This is a genomic window from Rheinheimera texasensis DSM 17496, assembly GCF_000711985.1.
In the GTDB taxonomy this organism is placed as follows: Bacteria; Pseudomonadota; Gammaproteobacteria; order Enterobacterales; family Alteromonadaceae; genus Pararheinheimera; species Pararheinheimera texasensis.
The window spans coordinates 133547-152412 of the sequence record NZ_JONU01000007.1; the positions used below are offsets into that span (position 1 = coordinate 133547).

Sequence of the window (18866 nt, forward strand, 5' to 3'; positions counted from 1 at the left end):
CCTTGCATTTGGCAGCATCATACATTTTGTTTTTAATCAATCTCGATGAAAATTAAAGGTCATATTTTTTCAGTGAGGAAGCTTCGCTTCAGCGGCCAGCTGCACTGGCCTTGGGTTACCGCGCTCCGCGCTTCATCAGGGGGCTTTGCCCCCTAATAACCCCAGCCCGTTTTCGTTGATACCTCAGACCCAGAAGCAAAAAAGGCCCGATTGGGCCTTTTTGTTTGAGTCACTTTATGCGGATTTCGTTCGGGTCATGCTCAGCTAACCAGTCCAGCAAGGCTTTATCCATCCTAGTCTGCCAGCCAGTACCGGTGGCCTTGAACTTATTAATCACTTCCTGACTATAACGAACAGACACCAGTTGCTTTACAGGCTCTTTTTGCTGACCGCGTCCGCGGCCAGACAAAGTCGAGCGTAAAGCCGCAGGCAAACCAGCAAAAGACACTGATTTTTCCACATCACCGGCAGACCACTCTGGATTCTCGCCCAGTGGCAGGTCAGACACTGCTGGTTTTTTCATATTCGACTACCTCTCGCTTATTCGCTTTGCGAAAGCTGATGACGCGAATGCCACCGGCGATTTCAGTAAACACAAGGGCATGCACACGGCCAACACATCCGATTTGGCAGGCCCAGCGCCCGAATTCGGGTTTCGCCATAGTCTTGGCGCTCATCAATCAGATAACGCGCTGACTAGAATTCAAATTCAACAGCTTTTGACAAATTGTAGCTACAAATAAATGGTGCTTGTAATGCGCTTGTGGCTGTGTAAAAAGCTGGCAAAAGCGAAGCAGGGCGCTGATTTTATTAGTCTTTTAAAGACAGTTCTGTCTGGATTTTCTGTTGAATTTCAGTCACCTGATAGCTGGCTTGTGCCGCGAACCGTATCAATGGTAAACCTGCGCTGGCACATGCGGATGCTATCACTAAATCTCGTTTTTGGGTTTTACCTTTTTGATGGCTTTTGTCATCCAGTTCAATCACGGCAATCACTTCAAGCGTTTGTTTGTTGCACAGCACAAAATCAAAATGCTTGGCGGCAATTTTATTAAAGGCAATTTTCCAGTGACTTTTGTTCAGGCCTTTGCCTGGTAACAAAATATCGGCAACCCGGACTTTGCCGAAGATCCGGTATTGATCGGCAACGGCTAAATCCAGCACACCAAGAAAAGAACGCTCAGCAGGACTAAACAGCGTTTTGTTCAGAACATAAGGATAAGGCTGGCCAGCAGCGTTGTTTTTGCCAAATAACAGCTTCAGCACAATAAGCAGCAAAATAACGCCGAAAAAAATCATTACAGCATCAGACATAAAGCTCTCCATTGCAGTGAAAATTCCACAGTGCTTGGGACGCAAACCAGCACAGCACTAAATGCAATTTGCCATAGATCATCAGCAGAGAAAAGTCGTTAACTTTGATTAAGTTAGCTAGCAGAAGCCAGGTAAGCATTTCACATAATCAACACATTAGCGGACATAAGGTGGCGCTGATTCTCAGCGGTGATTGTGTAAAATGAAAAACTGCAGATAGCTGCATCAGCTGTGGATAGTTTGGTAGTTATTTCCTAAATTAGAGCAATACATATAACATTGATATTAATGAAAATATCGACATTTTGACAGTGTACATAATAACCCATAATGTATATTATGTTAAATCGAATTATGCGGGAGTGACCGCATCACTCTGGCTTGGTGAACTCGCTAGGTTTAACGTCAGCACCAAGGCCGCGAACACTCCCGCTAATCTATTTGAGTTTCTAACTTCAGCACTCAACCAGTCTGTCAGCAACATTTGATGCTATGTACAGTGCATCAAGCGCCTAATCTGGCTCTATTTCAATCGCTTCTGCGATTGGTTGATACAAGCTCGGTTTATTGATTGGAATTGCCAGGAGCCCTGTGTCGATTTTTGGCTGCAGTAAGCAATCGAATTCGTTGATACTGCTGTGTGGATCAAGCCACGCATCAAAAGCACTTGATGGCAGCATCATCGGCATGGCTTTACTGTGATATGGCATTAGCTTTGGATGTGGAGCTAACGTGATGATTGAACACGAATATGTGAGTTCGCCGGTGCTTTTATTGAGCCAGGTGCGGTACAGGCCGGCGAAAGCCAGGGCGCGCTTTCCCATAAAGTCCGTGTAACGGTTGACGCCTTGCAGAGTTTCAGTTTCACCAAAGCCACTGGCCGGGATGATGCAACGTTGTTGGCGAAATGGCTGGAAGCCGGCGCTGCCACGTACATGGAGTTTGTCAGCTCTGGTATTAAAACTGGTATATGGGCCTGGTTTAAAGCCCTGTTCTGTCGGTTCCAGTAACAGCCACCAGACGGCGTCTTGCAACCTGCGCTGACCGTCTTGTTGTAACACGATTGAAACCAGATTGGTGGCACAGATAAAACGCCCTGTTCTGATTGGCAAGTCCAGCTGCATTTGCGCGGGAGCAGCGGAAAACAATTGTATGCCAAGCTGCTCCAGTAGTTCGATGAGCAATGGATTATCGGTTACATTCAGACGCCCACACATGCTCTTCCCCGTAAACCATCAGCGATGCACCACTATAACCGCAGCTGCTAATGGACCGCCAGTACACAGGTATTTGGGACTGGTGTGCAGGCCGAATGGGCAGCTCACACTGCCCTGACTCATTTAATTGCCGTCCTTTCTAGCCGTTTTTACGATGTTTGAGCTTAAAAGATCTGCAGGATCAGTAGTCCAATGGCTGCTCCAAAAGCAAAAACGCCAGATTCTATACGTTGCTCTAATGAGTCACGCTTAGGATCCGCTGGTGAAATGACATAGATAAATGCCGTCAGCATTGATACCAGCAACAGGAAACGAAGGACAAAAACCACATTTTCTACCAGCACGGCAAACTCCAGGAAAAAGTCCCGCCTGCTTTTGGCTGTCGCCAGCGGGAATTCACGTTGGTCGCGCCTGTGGTTACAAGGGGGATAAACACAGGCTTGGTCAAAGGCAGCAGCACCCATTGCCACTGCAGTGAGATGATTTTAAAGTGACGTCGACTTTGGATGCCGCGCATGTTCCGCTTGCATAGTCACTGTTGCGCCAAAAGCATCCAGCAATGCCTTGTCTGCTACGCTGACACTTTGCTCGGCATGTTGCAACGCATCGACAACTTCTGCCGCAGCGGATGGCGTCAGGCCCAATTGCTGCCATAAAGTGCTTTGCAATATGCCGGCGCCGCCGCATAAAATCAGCTGCCATTGCTGATTACTGCGCTTAAACACCGCGCGGCCACCCTTCCCTTGGTGCCACCAGTCAGCAACCGCAAAATCACCTGCGATATGGGTCGGCCCCAGCCTTAACGGGTGTTCGCTGCTATGCCAGGTTTTTCGCATAAAGCCGTGAATTTGTTCCAGATCCGTACCTGCCATGCTTTGGCTATGACTGTCTGCGGCAACATGCTGCGCCGTTGCGATCGGCGCGAGCATAAATAAACCACAGAAAAACAACGCACTGTGCAACGTGCGCATCAGAAATGACCGTCCCAGTTCCACTGCGCTTTTAACCAGGCGGTGCGGCCCGGTTCATTAACGCGTAGCGTCTGGACATAACCCGGGATGCCGCCACCCATACCATTACCGGCGGCGCGGCTGACAAATTCGGCATAAGTGCGGTCGAGCAAATTGTCGACGCCAGCGGTGAACAATAAGCTCTGCACCGGCCGCCAACTGGCGTTTAGTGAAAGGACTGAGAAACCTGATGTTGCGCCTAAATCTTTTCCGACAATATTACCCTTGTTGCGGTCAAAGTGGCTTTGTGGACCAACAATCCGCACCAAAGAACCCACTGACCAGTTATCCTCGGCATAGCTCAGGCCTAGTTTGATCTCCAGCGGTGATACTTGCGGTAAAGCAGTACCGTCAGTGTCGTTATCGCCGCGGGTGTATGCCAGCGTCGCATCAGCTTGCCAGTGGTGGGAGAATTTTTGCTGTACACCAAATTCAGCACCATAACTGCTGGCGTCGATGTTTCTGACAAAACCATTTGATTTCATCATGTTGCTGTAATCTACCAAGATATAGTCACTGATCTCATTGTAAAAAGCCGAAGCTGACCACTCGGTGTCTGCGTCTTTAAACAAATAACCTACATCCAGCTGTGTGGTTTGTTCCGGCGCTATCTCCTGAAAAGCACTCTTCGATTTGATACCTTCTTTGGCAATCAATTCCCAATAATCCGGGAAGCGCGCAGTGCTGCCAACGCCAATGTACCAACTGGCCGGAATGCTACTGAATTGATGTTCATATCGGGCAAAACCACTGTGCAGGTCATCGTCGCGCTGCTGCCCGGCCGTTGGGTTTGGCATGGCACTCATCATGCCGGCGATTTTCAGCCGTTCGTCTGTTGCCTGCCATTGGTCCAGCCGATAGCCGGCCACGACAGTATCAAATTGCGCCAGCTGATAACGCCATTCTGCGAATACGCCGACCTGAGAGATCTTGGCATCGTCGAGTAAAGCGCTGTAAATACCAGACGCGGGCGCCGAGCGTGAACTATGCCCACTGTCTTGTTGGTCCGCGCCCAGTGTCACTTTGTAGTTCATTGACGGCGTAAAAACGGCACTGAGGCGCCCGCCTTTGGTATCGCGCAATAAATTGGCATAGCCCATCATGCCGGGTTTGCGTAGTTGTTGGTCATCCATCAAATGGTCGACTTCGTTATCGAACCAGTGGAATTTGACTTGCTCCAACCAGGGCGTGATGTTGTTCTTCTCAATACGCAGATTCAGACTATCTCGCCGGAAACGGGTACCATCCATGCCCCTGTCGGCATAAGCGGCTTCGCCGTCACTGCGGGCACCAGACAACTCTACTTTCGTATCGACATCCGGTGTCCAACCGACTGCGATATTGCCGCTGTAACGCTGATACCGGGAGTGGATATCGTTGCCATCGCCGTCTTGATAGTCATCTGCAGCTGAGTTACTGCCGCTTAATAACACATAGCCATTTTGTTGACCGAACTGTAAATCAGCCAGTTCGTCATGGCGGCCAAAGCTCGCAGTGGTCAGACTGCTGTGAGTGCGAAAACCGGCTTGTTCAAATGGCGCCACGTTGCGGTCAAACAGAATAACAGCAGCAGAATGCCCGGCCCCGTGAGCGACGGATTGCGGGCCTTTGATCACTGTCATCGAATCATGTAATTCCGGATAGATATACGCCGTTGGCGCATCCATGCGGAAATTACAGCCGCCTAAAATATTTTCGCCATCAACCAGAATGCCAAGGCGAGAACCCGCCATGCCGCGGAACACAGCGTCACCGTCGGCGCCGCCTTTACGGGTGACGGAAAAACCCGGGATAGTTTTCAGGTAGTCAGCACCGTCGTGTGCCGGTAATGGCTGACGCGGCGCTTTCGGGTCCATCACCAGCTGGCCAGGGCCGTTCAGCACGACGCCGGTGACCTGGACCCGCTCGATATCTTTTTCGGCTTTGTTAGCAGCATCAGCATCGGCCACGGTGTTTGCCAGCACTGAAACCGGCAGGCAAAACAGGCTAAGCGCCAGCGTCAAACGGGATAATTTATAAGAAACAAGAAATGAATGTTGAATGGTCACGGCACATACCTTTAGAAAATGCATGTGCCTGATTTTACGTAAAAGTTCCTGCAGCCCCTATGCGACAAATTGTCGCAGCCGGTGTGACTGCGGGCCGTTCCCCTGGTTTAACATTAGAGCAAGATGTAGTCGTTGCCCTGTTGCGCCTGCGCATAATCGCCGGGTATCAGATGGACAAAACGGCCTTCGACGGCATCTATCGGAAGACAGTCGTCGACGTCATACAGATTGTCCGTGTGTGGTTTGTCCCACAGCCGCGGCATCCGAAGTTTACCAAGTTGCTTGGCTTCAACCGGATCGTGCGCGACCACTAGTAAATACTGATGATCTTCGCCAAAACTACCAGGTAAATAACCGCCTAGGTTAATGAAATACAGTCGTGGCTCGCCGGCTTTGGGGGCGACGTCGCTAAAATGCAGCTGATAACCATCGACGCCCTGCACTTGCCACCAAGAGTCGATATGCAGGCCTTTGGCTGTACCAAACCATTGTTGTCTGAGCTGGTCAAAACAATCACTGAGCTGCTGGCCAAAGGCAAATACCACGTCATGTACTTCAATTTTGGCGGCCGGGTGTTTGCCACCCAGCATCACAATAAATAACATCCGGTTGTCCCTGTGCTGTTTGTGTGCGGCCAAGCTTAAAGAAAACTGGCCGCTCGTCAACAGTTGTCCACGCCAGATATTTTCTGTTGTCGGGTCTGGAGTTTAGCTTTTGTTAAACCGCAGCGATTTGCTGAAAAACATGCCGCTGTTGCAATCGGCGGCGGTTTTGTCGCCCGGCGTGACCACCCGTAGCTGATCATAACTGCCGGCGGGGAGTTGTGCCGTGACTTGTTGTTCAAACACTTTGGCGACCTGGCCGATGTGGTCACCATAGCTACTGATGGCGTCGATATCGCCTTGATAGCTGTCGGTAATATCTTCGATGCGCTCAGCCGTCATGCGGGTTTGCTCCAGCAGTTCGTCGTCCGGTATGCGGTGACTTTTGGTTTGTTGCTCCAGCTCTGCGCTCAGTTGCTCCATTTTATCCTGATGTGGCTGCAGCGCTTTGCTCATCTGGTCCAGCGGGATTTGCAGCTGGTCCATTTTAAGTTCGGCCTTTTTTACGTCTTGCCAGGCGCTGACTTCTGCCGGCGTCAGGTCGCGTTCGGACTGCAGTTTGCAGTCTTTCAGTACCTGAAGTTTGTGCCCGGTCGCCATTGATTGTTTGGCTATGGCTTGCTCCGCTGTGGCCTGCTGTGAGGCAAGCACCAGGCTGCAGCTGCCCAGTAGTAAAATAGCGAAGGTGAAACGATGAAAATGATGGGTTGGGATTTGGCGTTGAATCTTAGTTTGCATGTTGACCTCGGGCTCTTCACAAAATGTTGATACCTGTTGGTCGTGATGCTTTTTAAAAAAGTTGGTGAATGCTGGAAAAAATTGCAGAAAGTTGCCGGCGAAACACTTGTGGGTATTTCGCCGGCCTGGGTTTAGCTGCTGACGCGTTTATACAGCCGGTATTCTGGTTTCCAGAAATTGCTGTTAATTTTGCGCAGTAAACGCTCGTCATCCATTTCTAAGGCATGGCCTTGCGCCATCGCCATTTTCGCTACCGCAAAGGCAATTTCTTTTGATAACTCAGATAATTGCGTCAATGGTGGCAGAATACCGCCCTCGCCTGTGTTGGCCAGTGGCGAGGCTGCGGCCAGCGTTTCGCTGGCAACCCGCAGCATCTCGTCACTGATATGGCGGGCTTTACAAGCCAGCACGCCAAGACCGATACCAGGGAAGATATAGCTGTTGTTACACTGCGCCACCGGATAGGTTTTGCCATTATATTCAATAGGTTTAAATGGGCTGCCGGTCGCGATAATGACTTCACCTTCAGTCCATTCAATAATTTTTTCCGGCCGGGCTTCAATCTGCTTGATGGGGTTACTGAGCGGCATAATGATGGGGAGCGCACAGTTTTTCTTCATCGCTTTGACAACTGCTTCAGTAAACAGACCGGCAACGCCGGAGACACCGATTAAAATGTCCGGTTTGGCGCAATTCATCACATCCCGCAGCGAGGCGTAATCGCCGCTAAACGACCAGTGGCCGATCGCGGCTTTGGTTTGCACTAGCGCTTGCTGGAAATCGCGTAAATCTTCCATGCCCTCGGTCAGCAAGCCATGGCGGTCCACCATAAACACCTGACCACGTGCTGTTTTATCATCAATGCCTTCGCTGACCATCTGGCTGATCACTTGCTCGGCAATACCACAGCCGGCTGAGCCTGCACCAACAAATACCACTTTTTGATCAGAAAGTTTCACGCCTTTTGAACGACAAGCCGCTAGTAAAGTACCAACGGTGACAGCGGCAGTGCCCTGAATGTCGTCATTAAAACAACAGATCTGGTCACGGTAGCGTTTCAGCAGCGGCATGGCATTCGGCTGGGCGAAGTCTTCAAACTGCACCATAGCTTCTGGCCAGCGGCGCTTCACCGCTTTGATAAATTTGTCGACGAATTCATAGTACTCGTCGCCGCTGATACGACGATGGCGGTTACCCATATAAAACGGGTCGTTCAGCAGCTTTTCGTTGTTGGTACCGACATCGAGGCAGACCGGCAAGGTATAAGCCGGGCTGATGCCGCCACAGGCGGTATACAGCGACAACTTACCAATCGAAATGCCCATACCACCAATACCCTGATCGCCGAGGCCCAATACACGTTCGCCGTCAGTGACGACGATGACTTTGACCTTTTTCTTGGTGGCGCTACGCAGCACATCGTCTAACTGGTCGCGGTCGCTGTAAGAAATAAACAAACCACGGGCGCTGCGGTAAATGTCGGAGAAACGCTCACAGGCGTCGCCAACAGTTGGCGTGTAAATAATTGGCAGCATTTCTTCGAGATGGTTTTGCAGCAGGCGGTGAAACAAAGTTTCATTATTGTCCTGCACCACCCGCAGATAGATGTGTTTGTTGATTGGCTCTTCAAACGACGAATACTGCATATATGCACGGGCGGCCTGCTCTTCGATGGTTTCATAACGCGGTGGCAACAGGCCGGTTAAGTTAAATGCGGCGCGCTCTTCGCGGCTGAAGGCACTGCCCTTATTCAGCAAAGGCGTTTCCAGCAGTGCCGGGCCGGCATAGTGGGTGTACAAAGGGGTGTTATCTGCTTGACTCATAATATTCCCGGAAATAGCGGCCATCTGGCGAAAAGTGGGCGGATTCTACCGCTGTTCAGACCCTGTAGTAAAATTTCAGACAACTGGTCGGACATTTGCGGCTACCGGTGGCTATTGGCATTTTGTCGGTGCCGCACCATCATTGTCGTGCATCTGACTTTATCGTTTAAATTTGGTTTCGAGGATCACCGAAGAATTAGTCCGTTCGACGCCGTCCAGATCACCAATCTGATCGAGTAAATGACTGAGCTGCTCGGTACTTTGCGCCTGCACTACGGCAATCAGGTCGTATTCGCCGCTAATCGCGTACAACTCTGCAATTTGCGGGATTTGTTTCAACTCGTTATTGGTTTTGACCGTCAGCTTTTGTTTCACTTTGATTGACACGTGAGCGGACACTAACGACTTGGTGTAGCTGTCACCGTAGTCCAGCACATAACCGCGAATGACGCCGGTCTGCTCCAGCCGCGCGATACGGGTCTGCACTGTAGAGCGGGATAAATCTAACAGCCGCGCCAGATCAGACACGCTGGCCCGGGCATTGGTGCGCAGCAGCGCTAACAGTCTTTCATCTTCTTTGCTTAGCATTTTGTCAAAACACTCCGTCAATATGGCAAAACAAATCGTATATTTGCTGATTATGATACTGCAGTTTGACTGCCCTGCCCAATATAATAAAGGCATTCCGTCCTGGGATGATGCATGCTGCTTTGTTAAATGGCCAATGCAGAACAACACCAGGGCTTCAAAAAGCCGCTATAGACGGCGACAGCACTCACGAGGAATTCTAAATGCAATTAACCCGCGCCCTGTTTGATGAAGTTATGGTCCCGAACTACGCCCCGTCACCGATTATTCCGGTGCGTGGTCTTGGCTCCCGGTTGTGGGACCAGCAGGATCGCGAGTTTATCGATTTTGCCGGCGGGATCGCTGTCAACTGTCTGGGCCATTGCCACCCGGTGTTAGTCAAAGCGCTGACCGAACAAGCCAATAAACTGTGGCATTTATCCAACACCATGACCAACGAACCGGCACTGGCGTTAGCACAGCGTCTGGTTGACACCACCTTCGCCGAAAAAGTTTATTTCGCCAACTCAGGCGCCGAAGCCAACGAAGCTGCACTGAAGCTGGTGCGCCGCGTCGCACTGAATAAATTCGGTGCCGAAAAATCCCAAATCATCGCTTTTAAAATGGGCTTCCACGGCCGCACGCTGTTCACTGTGACCGTCGGCGGTCAGCCGGCTTATTCTGATGGTTTCGGTCCTAAACCAGCCGACATCGACCACGCCGAATATAACAATTTGGACAGCCTTAAAGCGCTGATCTCTGACCGCACTTGTGCTGTGGTATTAGAACCGCTGCAAGGTGAAGGCGGCATCATCAGCCCAAGCAAAGAATTTATCCAGGGCGTGCGTGAACTGTGCGACCAACACAATGCATTGCTGGTGTTCGATGAAGTGCAAAGCGGCGTCGGCCGCACCGGTGAGCTGTACGCTTATATGGGCCTTGGCGTCACTCCAGACGTGTTAACCACAGCGAAAGCATTGGGCGGCGGCTTTCCGATTGGCGCTATGTTAACCACAACGGAGCTGGCTAAACACCTGGTCGTGGGTACGCATGGCAGTACTTACGGCGGTAACCCGCTGGCTTGTGCTGTGGCGCTGGCGGCTTATGACACTGTCAACACACCGGAAGTATTAAACGGCGTCAAAACCCGTGAGAAACTGTTTAAAGACGCTTTGCATGCGATTAATGCAAAATATCAGGTGTTCAGTGAAGTGCGCGGTCAGGGCCTGTTGATTGGCGCGGCGCTCAATACCGAATGGGCCGGCAAATCACGTGATTTTATGCTGGCGGCGGCAGAACAAGGCCTGCTGGTGCTGATGGCTGGTTACAACGTGGTGCGGTTTGCGCCGTCACTGGTCATTCCAGAGCAGGATATTCTGGACGGTATGGCGCGTTTTGAAGCAGCCATTGCCAAGCTGGTCGCAGCACGCGGCTGATCTATGACTTTGACAAGCCGGCGCCTGGCGTCGGCCTTTGCCAGGATTTAAACATGTTATTGATCCGCCCTATTACCCAAGCCGATTATCCGGCGCTGATGCAAATCGCCATCGAATCCGGTGCCGGTTTCACTTCGCTGCCGGTCAACGAGCAGAAACTGAAACAAAAAATCGCCCATTCCGAGCACAGCTTTGGTATCGACACCGAGCAGCCCGGCAATCAGGGTTATTTGTTTGTGCTGGAAGACACCGACACTGGTGAGATCTTAGGCACCTCCGGCATTGAGGCCTCAGTAGGCCTCACCACGCCTTTGTACCATTTCCACAAAAGCACTGTGGTGCATCACAGCAATGAGCTGAACGTCTACAACCCGGTCGAAGTGCTGACCATGTGCAACGACTACACCGGCGTGTCAGAGATTTGTACGCTGTTCCTGCGCGAACCTTACCGTAGCGGCATGTATGGCCGGTTTTTATCTAAAGTCCGTTTTATGTTTATGGCGGAACATCCAAAACGTTTCTCGAAAATCGTCATTGCCGAGATGCGTGGTGTTGCTGACGAAAACGCGCTGCCGCCGTTCTGGCAGTGGTTACAGTCGTATTTTTTCAGTATCGACTTCCCGACTGCCGACCATATGATTGGTATCGGCAACAAAGGTTTTATCGCTGATTTGATGCCACGCCACCCGATTTATGTCTCCTTGCTGCCAAAATCGGCGCAGGACGTGATTGGTCAGGTGCATGTGAATACGGCGCCTGCGCTGAAACTGCTGGAAAACGAAGGGTTTATTCACCGCGGTTATGTTGATTTGTTTGACGCCGGCCCGACTGTTGAAGCGCAGCTTAAGCAGATTAAATCAGTGCGCAGCAGCCACCGCATTAAAGTCGCAATTGGCGTGCCGGTTGAAGGCCCAACGCTGGCGATTTCCAATCCGCAAGTGGCTGGCTTTCGCGCCACAATCAGCAATCAGGCGCAAGTTGACGGCGATGTGTTGATTATTACTCAGGCTATTGCTGATGGACTGCAAGTCAGTGCCGGCGATGAAGTGCGTTATTTAAATCTGGACCGGGGTGCCAAATGAGTCAGGCAACAAACATTATTCAGGGCTTACAGCTGATCAACGGTGCGTGGCAGGCAGGTGCTGGCGCATTGTTCCAGTCTGTTGACCCGGCGACCAATCAGGTCGTCTGGCAAGGCCAGGCAGCGGATGAAGCACAAGTCCAACAAGCTTATCAGGCAGCCAGCAGCGCTTTTTATAGCTGGTCAGCGCGACCGCTGGCCGAACGTATCGCGATCGCGGAAGCTTTTGCTGAACAACTCAAAGCCAACACCGAAGCCTTAGCGCGCACTATTGCGCTTGATACCGGGAAATCTCTGTGGGAAAGCCGCACTGAAGTCGCGGCGATGATTGGCAAAATCGCTATTTCAGTCAAAGCCCATCAGGAACGCACCGGCACAGTGGAAAATCCGATGCCAGGCGCACGGGCTTTTATCCGGCATAAACCGCATGGTGTGGTAGCTGTGTTTGGCCCTTATAACTTCCCGGGCCACTTGCCGAATGGCCATATAGTCCCGGCGCTGATTGCCGGTAACACTGTGTTATTTAAGCCTTCAGAATTAACGCCTCTAGTTGCGCAGCATATGCTGGAACTGTGGCTGGCGGCCGGTCTACCGGCCGGCGTGCTGAATTTGCTGCAAGGCGAAGTGACTACCGGTAAAGCTATTGCCAATTTACCGGGCATCGATGGTTTATTTTTCACCGGCAGCTCAAATACCGGGCATCTGCTGCACAAACAATTTGCCGGCCATCCGGGCAAAATTCTGGCGCTGGAAATGGGCGGCAATAACCCGCTGATTGTTAAAGATGTTGCAGATGTGAAAGCAGCAGTCCATGACATTATCCAGTCGGCTTTTATCACCAGCGGTCAGCGCTGTACCTGTGCGCGCCGGTTGTTCATCGAACAATCCGCCAATGGCGATGCCATTCTGGACGCTTTAGTGGCTGCGACTAAGCAGTTAGCTGTCGGCGCACCTTTTGCCGAAGTACAGCCGTTTTACGCCTCGATGATTAGCAGCAAAGCGGCTGCCGGCATGGTCAAGGCGCAGGCAGATATTGAAGCGCTCGGTGGCGTGCCGCTGTTGAAATTGACACAGATAGATCCGAGTTTGGGTTTTGTCACGCCAGGTATTATCGATGTGACACACGCCAAAACACTGCCGGATGAAGAGCATTTTGGCCCGCTGCTGAAATTGTATCGCTACACAGATTTTCAGGCGGCCATTGATGAAGCGAACAATACCAGCTTTGGTTTGTCTGCCGGTTTGCTGGCGGACAGTGCCAGCGATTACGAGCTGTTTTTCAGCCGTATCCGCGCCGGTATCGTCAACTGGAACAAACCTATCACCGGTGCGTCCAGCAGTGCGCCTTTTGGTGGCATCGGTGCCAGCGGTAATCATCGCGCCAGCGCTTATTATGCGGCGGATTATTGCGCTTACCCGGTGGCGTCGGTTGAAGCAGACAAAGTCAGTCTGCCGGCAACCTTAAGCCCTGGCCTCAGCCTCTGAGCCCAGCCGCTTAAAGTAAACAAAGTTTTAGCAAGATCAAAGTAGTTCCGGCCGTAGCGCTTTAAAATCTGCGGCCTTAGCAGTAAATAACAGGCAAACCCATGCATAGCAATTTTAAAGATTTATTCGCCGCTCTGTGGCAAGACTACGTGCAACTGACTCCTTCTGCAGAGAAGATCCATGCCCTGCTCGGCTCTGGCCAGCAGGATGATGTGATCAACGACCATATCGCGCTGCGTACTTTTAATCTGGATAAAGTTGGTCTGGATAAACTGGCTGCCCATTTTCTGGCGGTGGGTTATCGCGAAGCCGGTGAATATCACTTCGAAGCGAAAAAGCTCTATGCCAAACATTTTGAGCATCCGGACCCAACAGCGCCAAAAGTGTTTATTTCTGAGTTGCTGGTAGAAAAATGCTCGCCAATGCTGCAGCAAGCCGTGCAGAAGCTGGTTGCTCAAATCCCGGTGGAAGCCGTGACTGCTGAGAATTTTATTTACTCAGGCCGGCACTGGGACATTGATCAGGCAACATATCGCCTGCTGCTGGAAGAAAGCGAATATGCCGCCTGGATGGCCGTTTGGGGTTTCCGCGCTAACCATTTCACGGTGTCGGTGAATGCGCTGCAGAACTTTACCACCCTTGAAAGTGTGAATCAGGCGCTGAAAGACGCCGGTTTCGCGCTCAATACCTCAGGTGGCGAAATCAAGGGTTCCGCCGACGTGTTGCTGGAGCAGTCCTCGACGCTGGCTGATGAAGCCGAAGTTGCTTTCACTGATGGTGTGTTATCGGTGCCAAGTTGTTTCTATGAATTCGCGCTGCGTTACCCAACGGCAGACGGCTCGCTCTATACCGGTTTTGTCGCAGCTTCTGCGGACAAAATTTTTGAAAGTACTAATGCCAGATAAGGTGCCAGATAAGGCGCCATTTAAAGCGCTTGTGTATGCGAACCATGGACGGTCACATGCCGGTCGAATGGCGCCAACGAATGCTCACTGAGCCTGAAAACTCAGAGCATCCAGACTGCAGGTTTGAGCTGCCGGGGGGCAGTTCGCTTGTTGGTCTTTAAGAATTCACCTCAAGAGTGTGTCAATTGAAGTGAAGATGTTGAAAAAGCCAGCGGGCCTTCGGGCCCGCTGTTTTTTTGCCGCAGATTAAAAATCGCCGTTTTGTATCCATTGCTGACAACGCTGCCAGAACAGATCCGCAGCGCTGGCGTCATACCCTGTCGAGTGCGGGTTAATAAAGCCATGCCGCTGCGACCAGTGCTGTTGTCGCACATTGCCGGACTGGCCGAGCTGTTGTTGCAGCGCTACCACATCAAAATGACTTTCATCACTCCACAGGCAAGTCACTGGCCAATGCGGCGTTAATTCACTGTACTGCCGGATTTGGCCGCCATAACAGAGCAACGCTTGCCCGGCTGAATCAGCACAGTCTGCACGACTTAACGAACACCAGAGTGCTGCAGCACCGGCACTGAAACCCAGCACCAGATCAGGTTGAACCGCTGTCAGCGTTTGCAGCACCTGCTGTTGATATCGCTCAAGTCCGCCTTGTTGTAAAAATGCGTGGTAGGCCAGCTGGTCATCCGTAAAAACGGTTGTGGTTTTCATGCAGCTGTCCGGCTGACAAAGCGTGAGTTGTAACTGCCCGCGTAAAATATCTGGCAGTGTTGCCAAAGTTTCCCGCAAGGCTGGCGTTGCACCAAAAATATCGGTGGCTACCAGCAGATGTCGTGTTGATTTCATCTTGTTTAAAACTGATTCAGTGGCAGCTTCAGGTAACGGATGCCGTTTGCTTCTGCCGTTGGCAATTCACCAGCCTGCATATTGACCTGCACGGAAGGCAGCAGCAATTTTGGCATGCTGAGGGTGGCGTCGCGGGTGGTGCGCAAAGTGACAAAATCAGCCTCCATGCGGCCCTGCCCGACATGAATGTTTTGAGATTTTTGTTCGCCGACACTGGTTTCGTTGGCAACATCAGGCCTGCCAGGAGCGCCATAGTCGTGACACATTAACATCCGGGTACTATCAGGCAGCGCAAACAGCTTTTGAATGGAGCGATATAAAGTGGCTGCGTCTCCGCCCGGGAAATCACAGCGCGCGGTGCCGTAATCCGGCATAAACAAGGTGTCGCCGACAAACAACAAATCGCCAATCAGAAAAGATACACAAGCCGGAGTATGACCCGGCGTATGCAACACGCGGATGTTAGCGTCGCCTAATGGCAAAATGGTGTCATCGGGGAGTAACAGGTCAAATGGCTTGCCATCGGCCAGAGTCGGCAGCGCAAACAGCGCACCGAATACCTGCTGCACCCGGCAAATTTGGTCACCAATGCCGACCGGCACAGTGCCGCCACACAGCGCTTTTAATGCCGCTGCGCCACTTAAATGGTCGGCGTGTACATGGGTTTCCAGAATGTAATTGAGTTGTAGCTGCTGCGCTTGGATGTCCTGGATGATGCGCTCTACTGCGGCGCTGCTGGTTCGCCCCGACGCCGGATCAAAATTTAGTACCGGGTCAATGACCACTGCGGCCTTACTTGCCGACTCCCACACTAAGTAACTAAAAGTATTAGAGTCTTTGTCGAAATAGCTTAAAAACTGCAGTGATGACATAAGCGCCTCGTCTGGCAAACGACCTTAGAAAATCTGCGAAAACTATATCAAATTAATTCTATAACTATAAGCACTAGTTATATGCAAAAAAGTAATATGCTTGTTGTTGTCTGGTAAACCAGCAATTAAGGTGGTTTAGCCATCTAAATGGCTCGTATGTCACAAATCTGTCATCTAATCCACCTAAGCTCAGCGCGATCCCTGCCGACGGGCTGGTTTGATGGTGGAACAACGCAGATGAAAATTGCACAAAGACTGATGTGGGTAATGGGTGGTACAACAATTGGCGCCGTAGTGCTGGCTGTTGGGATCAGTAGTTTTATTGCCGGTAAAAATGCCGAAACGGCGTTGAGCGACAGCATTGAGCAGCGTTTTTTGGCCGTCGCAACAGGCCGGCGTCAGGCGCTGAGTCAATATATGGACCAGCAGCGTGATTTGTTGCAGAGTCTGGCATACAACCGCATGACGCAGGAAGCGTTGCAGGCACTGAAAAATCCTTATCAGTCGTATCGTTACGAAGTCGAAAATCCCGGTATCGATGCACTGCGTACTGAAGTCGGCCAGTGGTATCAAAAGCGTTATCTTCCTTTAGCCAGTAGCTTTGGTGCCCAGCCAGACGTTGCCAAATGGCTGGAAAAGGCCTCGTTGGAAACCCTCTTGCTGCAGCGTTATTACCTCGCAACTAACCCGCATAACCCCGGTGAACTGGCAAAAATGACCGACCGTGCCGATGGCTCGGTTTATGGTCAGCAGCACAAGAGATTTCACCAGAGTTTTCGCGAGCTGGTGACGCGACTGCATTATGACGATTTATATCTGGTGGATGCACAGTCCAAAGCTGTGTTGTATTCCGTCAACAAAGGCCCGGCCTTTGCCACGTCGCTACAGGACGGTGCTTTCGCTAAAACAGCACTGGCGGCTTTAGTGCAGCAGGTGATCAAACAACCCGCAGCAGGCTGGCAAGTTTCTGCTGCTGCGCCTTTTGCTGCGCAGTTTGATCATTTGACGCTGTTTATGGCTGCGCCGGTGTTAAATCCGCAGGACCAGAAACTAAATGGTGTGCTGGTGCTGCAGCTGCCGCTCGCTACGGTCAGTGCTTTGATGTCCGATCAGCAAAACTGGAGCGCGATTGGCCTCGGTCATTCCGGCGACAGCTACTTACTGGACGGCAGCGGCCAGCTGCTGACTACCCTGCGCGATAACACGCAGCCGACCCCGGTCGCTGCAGATATCCGCGCATTGCTACAGGGTAAACAACAAATCCGGCAGATCACCGGCGCTGATGGCGGGGACTATCTGCAGCGTACCGAAACCGTGTCACTCGGTGGCCAGCCAGTGCTACTGGTGACGCAGCAGCAGACTGCTGAGCTCTATCAGTCGCTGCAGGGACTGCAGCAACAACTGTGGTTAGGCAGCGCGCTGACTGCCATCGGCCTTGCAGTTTTGTTATTCTGGCTGGCCCGCCGTTTAGGTTTCGGTATTGCGAAACCGCTGGAACAGCTGTCAGTGCAGCTGATGCAGGCCGCCGAACAGCAAGACTTAAGGCAACAATTTGCACCGCAACGTGATACCGAACTCAGTCAGACCACTTCGGCACTGCAGCAACTGTTTAGCCGTTTATCGCTGCTGCTGCGTGGCGTGCAGCAAGCCGGCCAGCAAAGTCAGGAACTGGCAGCACAGAATCTGCAAATCAGCATGCGCAGCAAAACAGCGGTCTATCAGCAAAAAGCGGCGCTGACGCAGCTGGACGTTGAAGCGGCCCAGGCTTCCGCTGCGTTGTTACAACTGCAGCAACAAATCACTCTGGCCAATGACGATGCCGCCCTGACCCATCAACAAGCGGTGTCGGGTGAGGACAGTGTGAAAACGCTGAATCAGCAGATTGGCCAGTTGGCCGAGCAGGTCAAACATTCGGCCGGCAGTATGCTGACGCTGGATAAAGCATCGACCGATATTATGCAGGTGTTGGAAACTATTCGTGGCGTGGCGGAGCAAACTAATTTGCTGGCGCTGAACGCGGCCATTGAAGCGGCCCGTGCCGGCGAACATGGCCGTGGTTTTGCCGTGGTCGCTGATGAAGTACGGCGTCTATCCGCCAATACCGCTAATGCCACCGCAGAAATTCAGACGATGTTAAACCGGCTGGCTGGCTCAGTGGCTCAAACCCGTCAGGGGCTGGAGCTGGAGCAGCAAACGGCTGAACATTGTCTGCAAAGCGCGGCCCATGCCGATACCATGCTGACGCAAATTCGCGCCGCTGCCGCCAGAATTGTGCAGGTGGCCACCGATATCCACCGGCTTGGCAGCGAAGAATGCGCACGTAGCCAGCAAATCAGTGCCGCACTGGCGCAAATTCATCAGTCGGCAGTTGAGACTGACAGCGCAATGAGCATGCTGGCCGAGCAATCAGAAGTGCAGCAACGCCTCAGTGCGCAGTTGTTAACACAGGCCAGCCAGCTTAAGGTTTAAATCGCGGGCAATAGCAGCAAGACTGGCAGGCCACCGGCTATGACGGCAGTGGCATCCCGCAAAGAGCCCGGTTAAGCCCAAATCTCCTGTTGCAGCTGAGTAATAAGGTCAGTGACTTGTGCACTGGCTTGTTCCATCTGTAACAACGCTTGCTGCATGCCTGCAAAATCACCGCGTTGCCCGGCCGCTAAAGCTTCACGTCCGGACTGATGCACTGCTTTGTGCGGCGTGTCTAACTGCTGAAAACTACGTTGACCGCTGTAACGCTTTTTGCCTTCGCCTTCAAAATACCATTTGCCTAAGCGGCATTCAGTATGCGCATTCACCGTGTCACCGAAGCGCTGTTGCTGGATCAGCTCATAGACATTGTGTTTCCACACCGCATGGTCGAGCTTCACCGTATTTAAAAACGCCATGGTTGCGCTTTGATTGATGACGCTTTGCATATGACTGGAT

Annotated in this window: 18 protein-coding genes; 5 read left to right on the plus strand and 13 right to left on the minus strand. The window is 51.8% G+C overall.

Going from position 1 to position 18866, the window contains the following annotated elements; all coding sequences use genetic code 11:
• Window positions 1-229: 229 nt before the first annotated feature.
• The 10 genes from Q399_RS0100745 to Q399_RS0100790 all read right to left on the minus strand — a co-directional run bounded on the left by Q399_RS0100745 (window position 230) and on the right by Q399_RS0100790 (window position 9340).
• Window positions 230-523 (minus strand): BrnA antitoxin family protein, encoded by a 294-nt coding sequence (locus Q399_RS0100745; RefSeq protein WP_031564431.1) that lies wholly within the window; start codon window positions 521-523, stop codon window positions 230-232.
• A 287-nt stretch (window positions 524-810) separates the two neighbouring features.
• Complete coding sequence (locus tag Q399_RS0100750) at window positions 811-1314, minus strand: DUF2726 domain-containing protein (protein WP_157836196.1); 504 nt, start codon at window positions 1312-1314, stop codon at window positions 811-813.
• A 512-nt stretch (window positions 1315-1826) separates the two neighbouring features.
• A complete protein-coding gene (locus tag Q399_RS0100755) occupies window positions 1827-2531 on the minus strand; it encodes an SOS response-associated peptidase (protein WP_031564436.1) in 705 nt (234 codons plus the stop codon).
• A gap of 164 nt (window positions 2532-2695) precedes the next feature.
• On the minus strand, window positions 2696-2995 hold the full coding sequence (locus tag Q399_RS0100760; protein ID WP_031564439.1) for a hypothetical protein: 300 nt from the start codon (window positions 2993-2995) through the stop codon (window positions 2696-2698).
• 21 nt (window positions 2996-3016) lie between these two features.
• Entirely contained in the window at window positions 3017-3502 is a 486-nt protein-coding gene (locus Q399_RS21300; RefSeq protein ID WP_051685638.1) for a copper uptake system-associated protein, read from the minus strand.
• Window positions 3502-5589, minus strand: a complete 2088-nt coding sequence (locus tag Q399_RS0100770; RefSeq protein ID WP_157836197.1) for a TonB-dependent copper receptor — start codon at window positions 5587-5589, stop codon at window positions 3502-3504. The genes Q399_RS21300 and Q399_RS0100770 overlap by 1 nt, the downstream gene beginning before the upstream one ends.
• A gap of 113 nt (window positions 5590-5702) precedes the next feature.
• Window positions 5703-6194, minus strand: coding sequence for a DUF1543 domain-containing protein (locus Q399_RS0100775; RefSeq protein ID WP_031564444.1), 492 nt, complete (start codon window positions 6192-6194; stop codon window positions 5703-5705).
• A gap of 102 nt (window positions 6195-6296) precedes the next feature.
• Window positions 6297-6929: a hypothetical protein gene (locus Q399_RS0100780; protein ID WP_031564446.1), complete on the minus strand. Its 633-nt coding sequence runs from the start codon at window positions 6927-6929 to the stop codon at window positions 6297-6299.
• A 131-nt stretch (window positions 6930-7060) separates the two neighbouring features.
• On the minus strand, window positions 7061-8752 hold the full coding sequence (locus Q399_RS0100785; protein WP_031564448.1) for an NAD-dependent malic enzyme: 1692 nt from the start codon (window positions 8750-8752) through the stop codon (window positions 7061-7063).
• A gap of 159 nt (window positions 8753-8911) precedes the next feature.
• Window positions 8912-9340: an Lrp/AsnC family transcriptional regulator gene (locus Q399_RS0100790; RefSeq protein ID WP_031564449.1), complete on the minus strand. Its 429-nt coding sequence runs from the start codon at window positions 9338-9340 to the stop codon at window positions 8912-8914.
• A 203-nt stretch (window positions 9341-9543) separates the two neighbouring features.
• On the opposite strand from Q399_RS0100790, the gene Q399_RS0100795 reads away from it, so the two are divergent.
• The 4 genes from Q399_RS0100795 to Q399_RS0100810 all read left to right on the plus strand — a co-directional run bounded on the left by Q399_RS0100795 (window position 9544) and on the right by Q399_RS0100810 (window position 14226).
• Window positions 9544-10755 carry an aspartate aminotransferase family protein gene (locus Q399_RS0100795; RefSeq protein ID WP_031564451.1) on the plus strand — a complete coding sequence of 404 codons (1212 nt, stop codon included), beginning with the start codon at window positions 9544-9546 and terminating at the stop codon, window positions 10753-10755.
• Between the two features lie 53 nt (window positions 10756-10808).
• On the plus strand, window positions 10809-11837 hold the full coding sequence (astA, locus tag Q399_RS0100800) for an arginine N-succinyltransferase (RefSeq protein ID WP_031564453.1): 1029 nt from the start codon (window positions 10809-10811) through the stop codon (window positions 11835-11837).
• Complete coding sequence (astD, locus tag Q399_RS0100805) at window positions 11834-13321, plus strand: succinylglutamate-semialdehyde dehydrogenase (protein WP_037045442.1); 1488 nt, start codon at window positions 11834-11836, stop codon at window positions 13319-13321. Before astA ends, astD begins: the two co-directional genes overlap by 4 nt.
• Before the next feature lie 101 nt (window positions 13322-13422).
• A complete protein-coding gene (locus tag Q399_RS0100810) occupies window positions 13423-14226 on the plus strand; it encodes a DUF1338 domain-containing protein (RefSeq protein WP_031564457.1) in 804 nt (267 codons plus the stop codon).
• Window positions 14227-14472: 246 nt separating this feature from the next.
• On the opposite strand, the gene Q399_RS0100815 is transcribed toward Q399_RS0100810, so the two are convergent.
• On the minus strand, window positions 14473-14934 hold the full coding sequence (locus tag Q399_RS0100815; RefSeq protein WP_157836198.1) for a dienelactone hydrolase family protein: 462 nt from the start codon (window positions 14932-14934) through the stop codon (window positions 14473-14475).
• 140 nt (window positions 14935-15074) lie between these two features.
• Window positions 15075-15941 carry an MBL fold metallo-hydrolase gene (locus tag Q399_RS0100820; protein WP_031564461.1) on the minus strand — a complete coding sequence of 289 codons (867 nt, stop codon included), beginning with the start codon at window positions 15939-15941 and terminating at the stop codon, window positions 15075-15077.
• A 237-nt stretch (window positions 15942-16178) separates the two neighbouring features.
• Here Q399_RS0100820 and Q399_RS0100825 point away from each other — a divergent pair, with 237 nt between their 5' ends.
• A complete protein-coding gene (locus Q399_RS0100825) occupies window positions 16179-18410 on the plus strand; it encodes a methyl-accepting chemotaxis protein (RefSeq protein ID WP_031564463.1) in 2232 nt (743 codons plus the stop codon).
• Window positions 18411-18481: 71 nt separating this feature from the next.
• Here the strand turns inward: Q399_RS0100825 and Q399_RS22495 are convergent, their stop codons facing one another.
• Window positions 18482-18856: a CZB domain-containing protein gene (locus tag Q399_RS22495; protein WP_422784839.1), complete on the minus strand. Its 375-nt coding sequence runs from the start codon at window positions 18854-18856 to the stop codon at window positions 18482-18484.
• Between the last annotated feature and the right edge of the window lie 10 nt (window positions 18857-18866).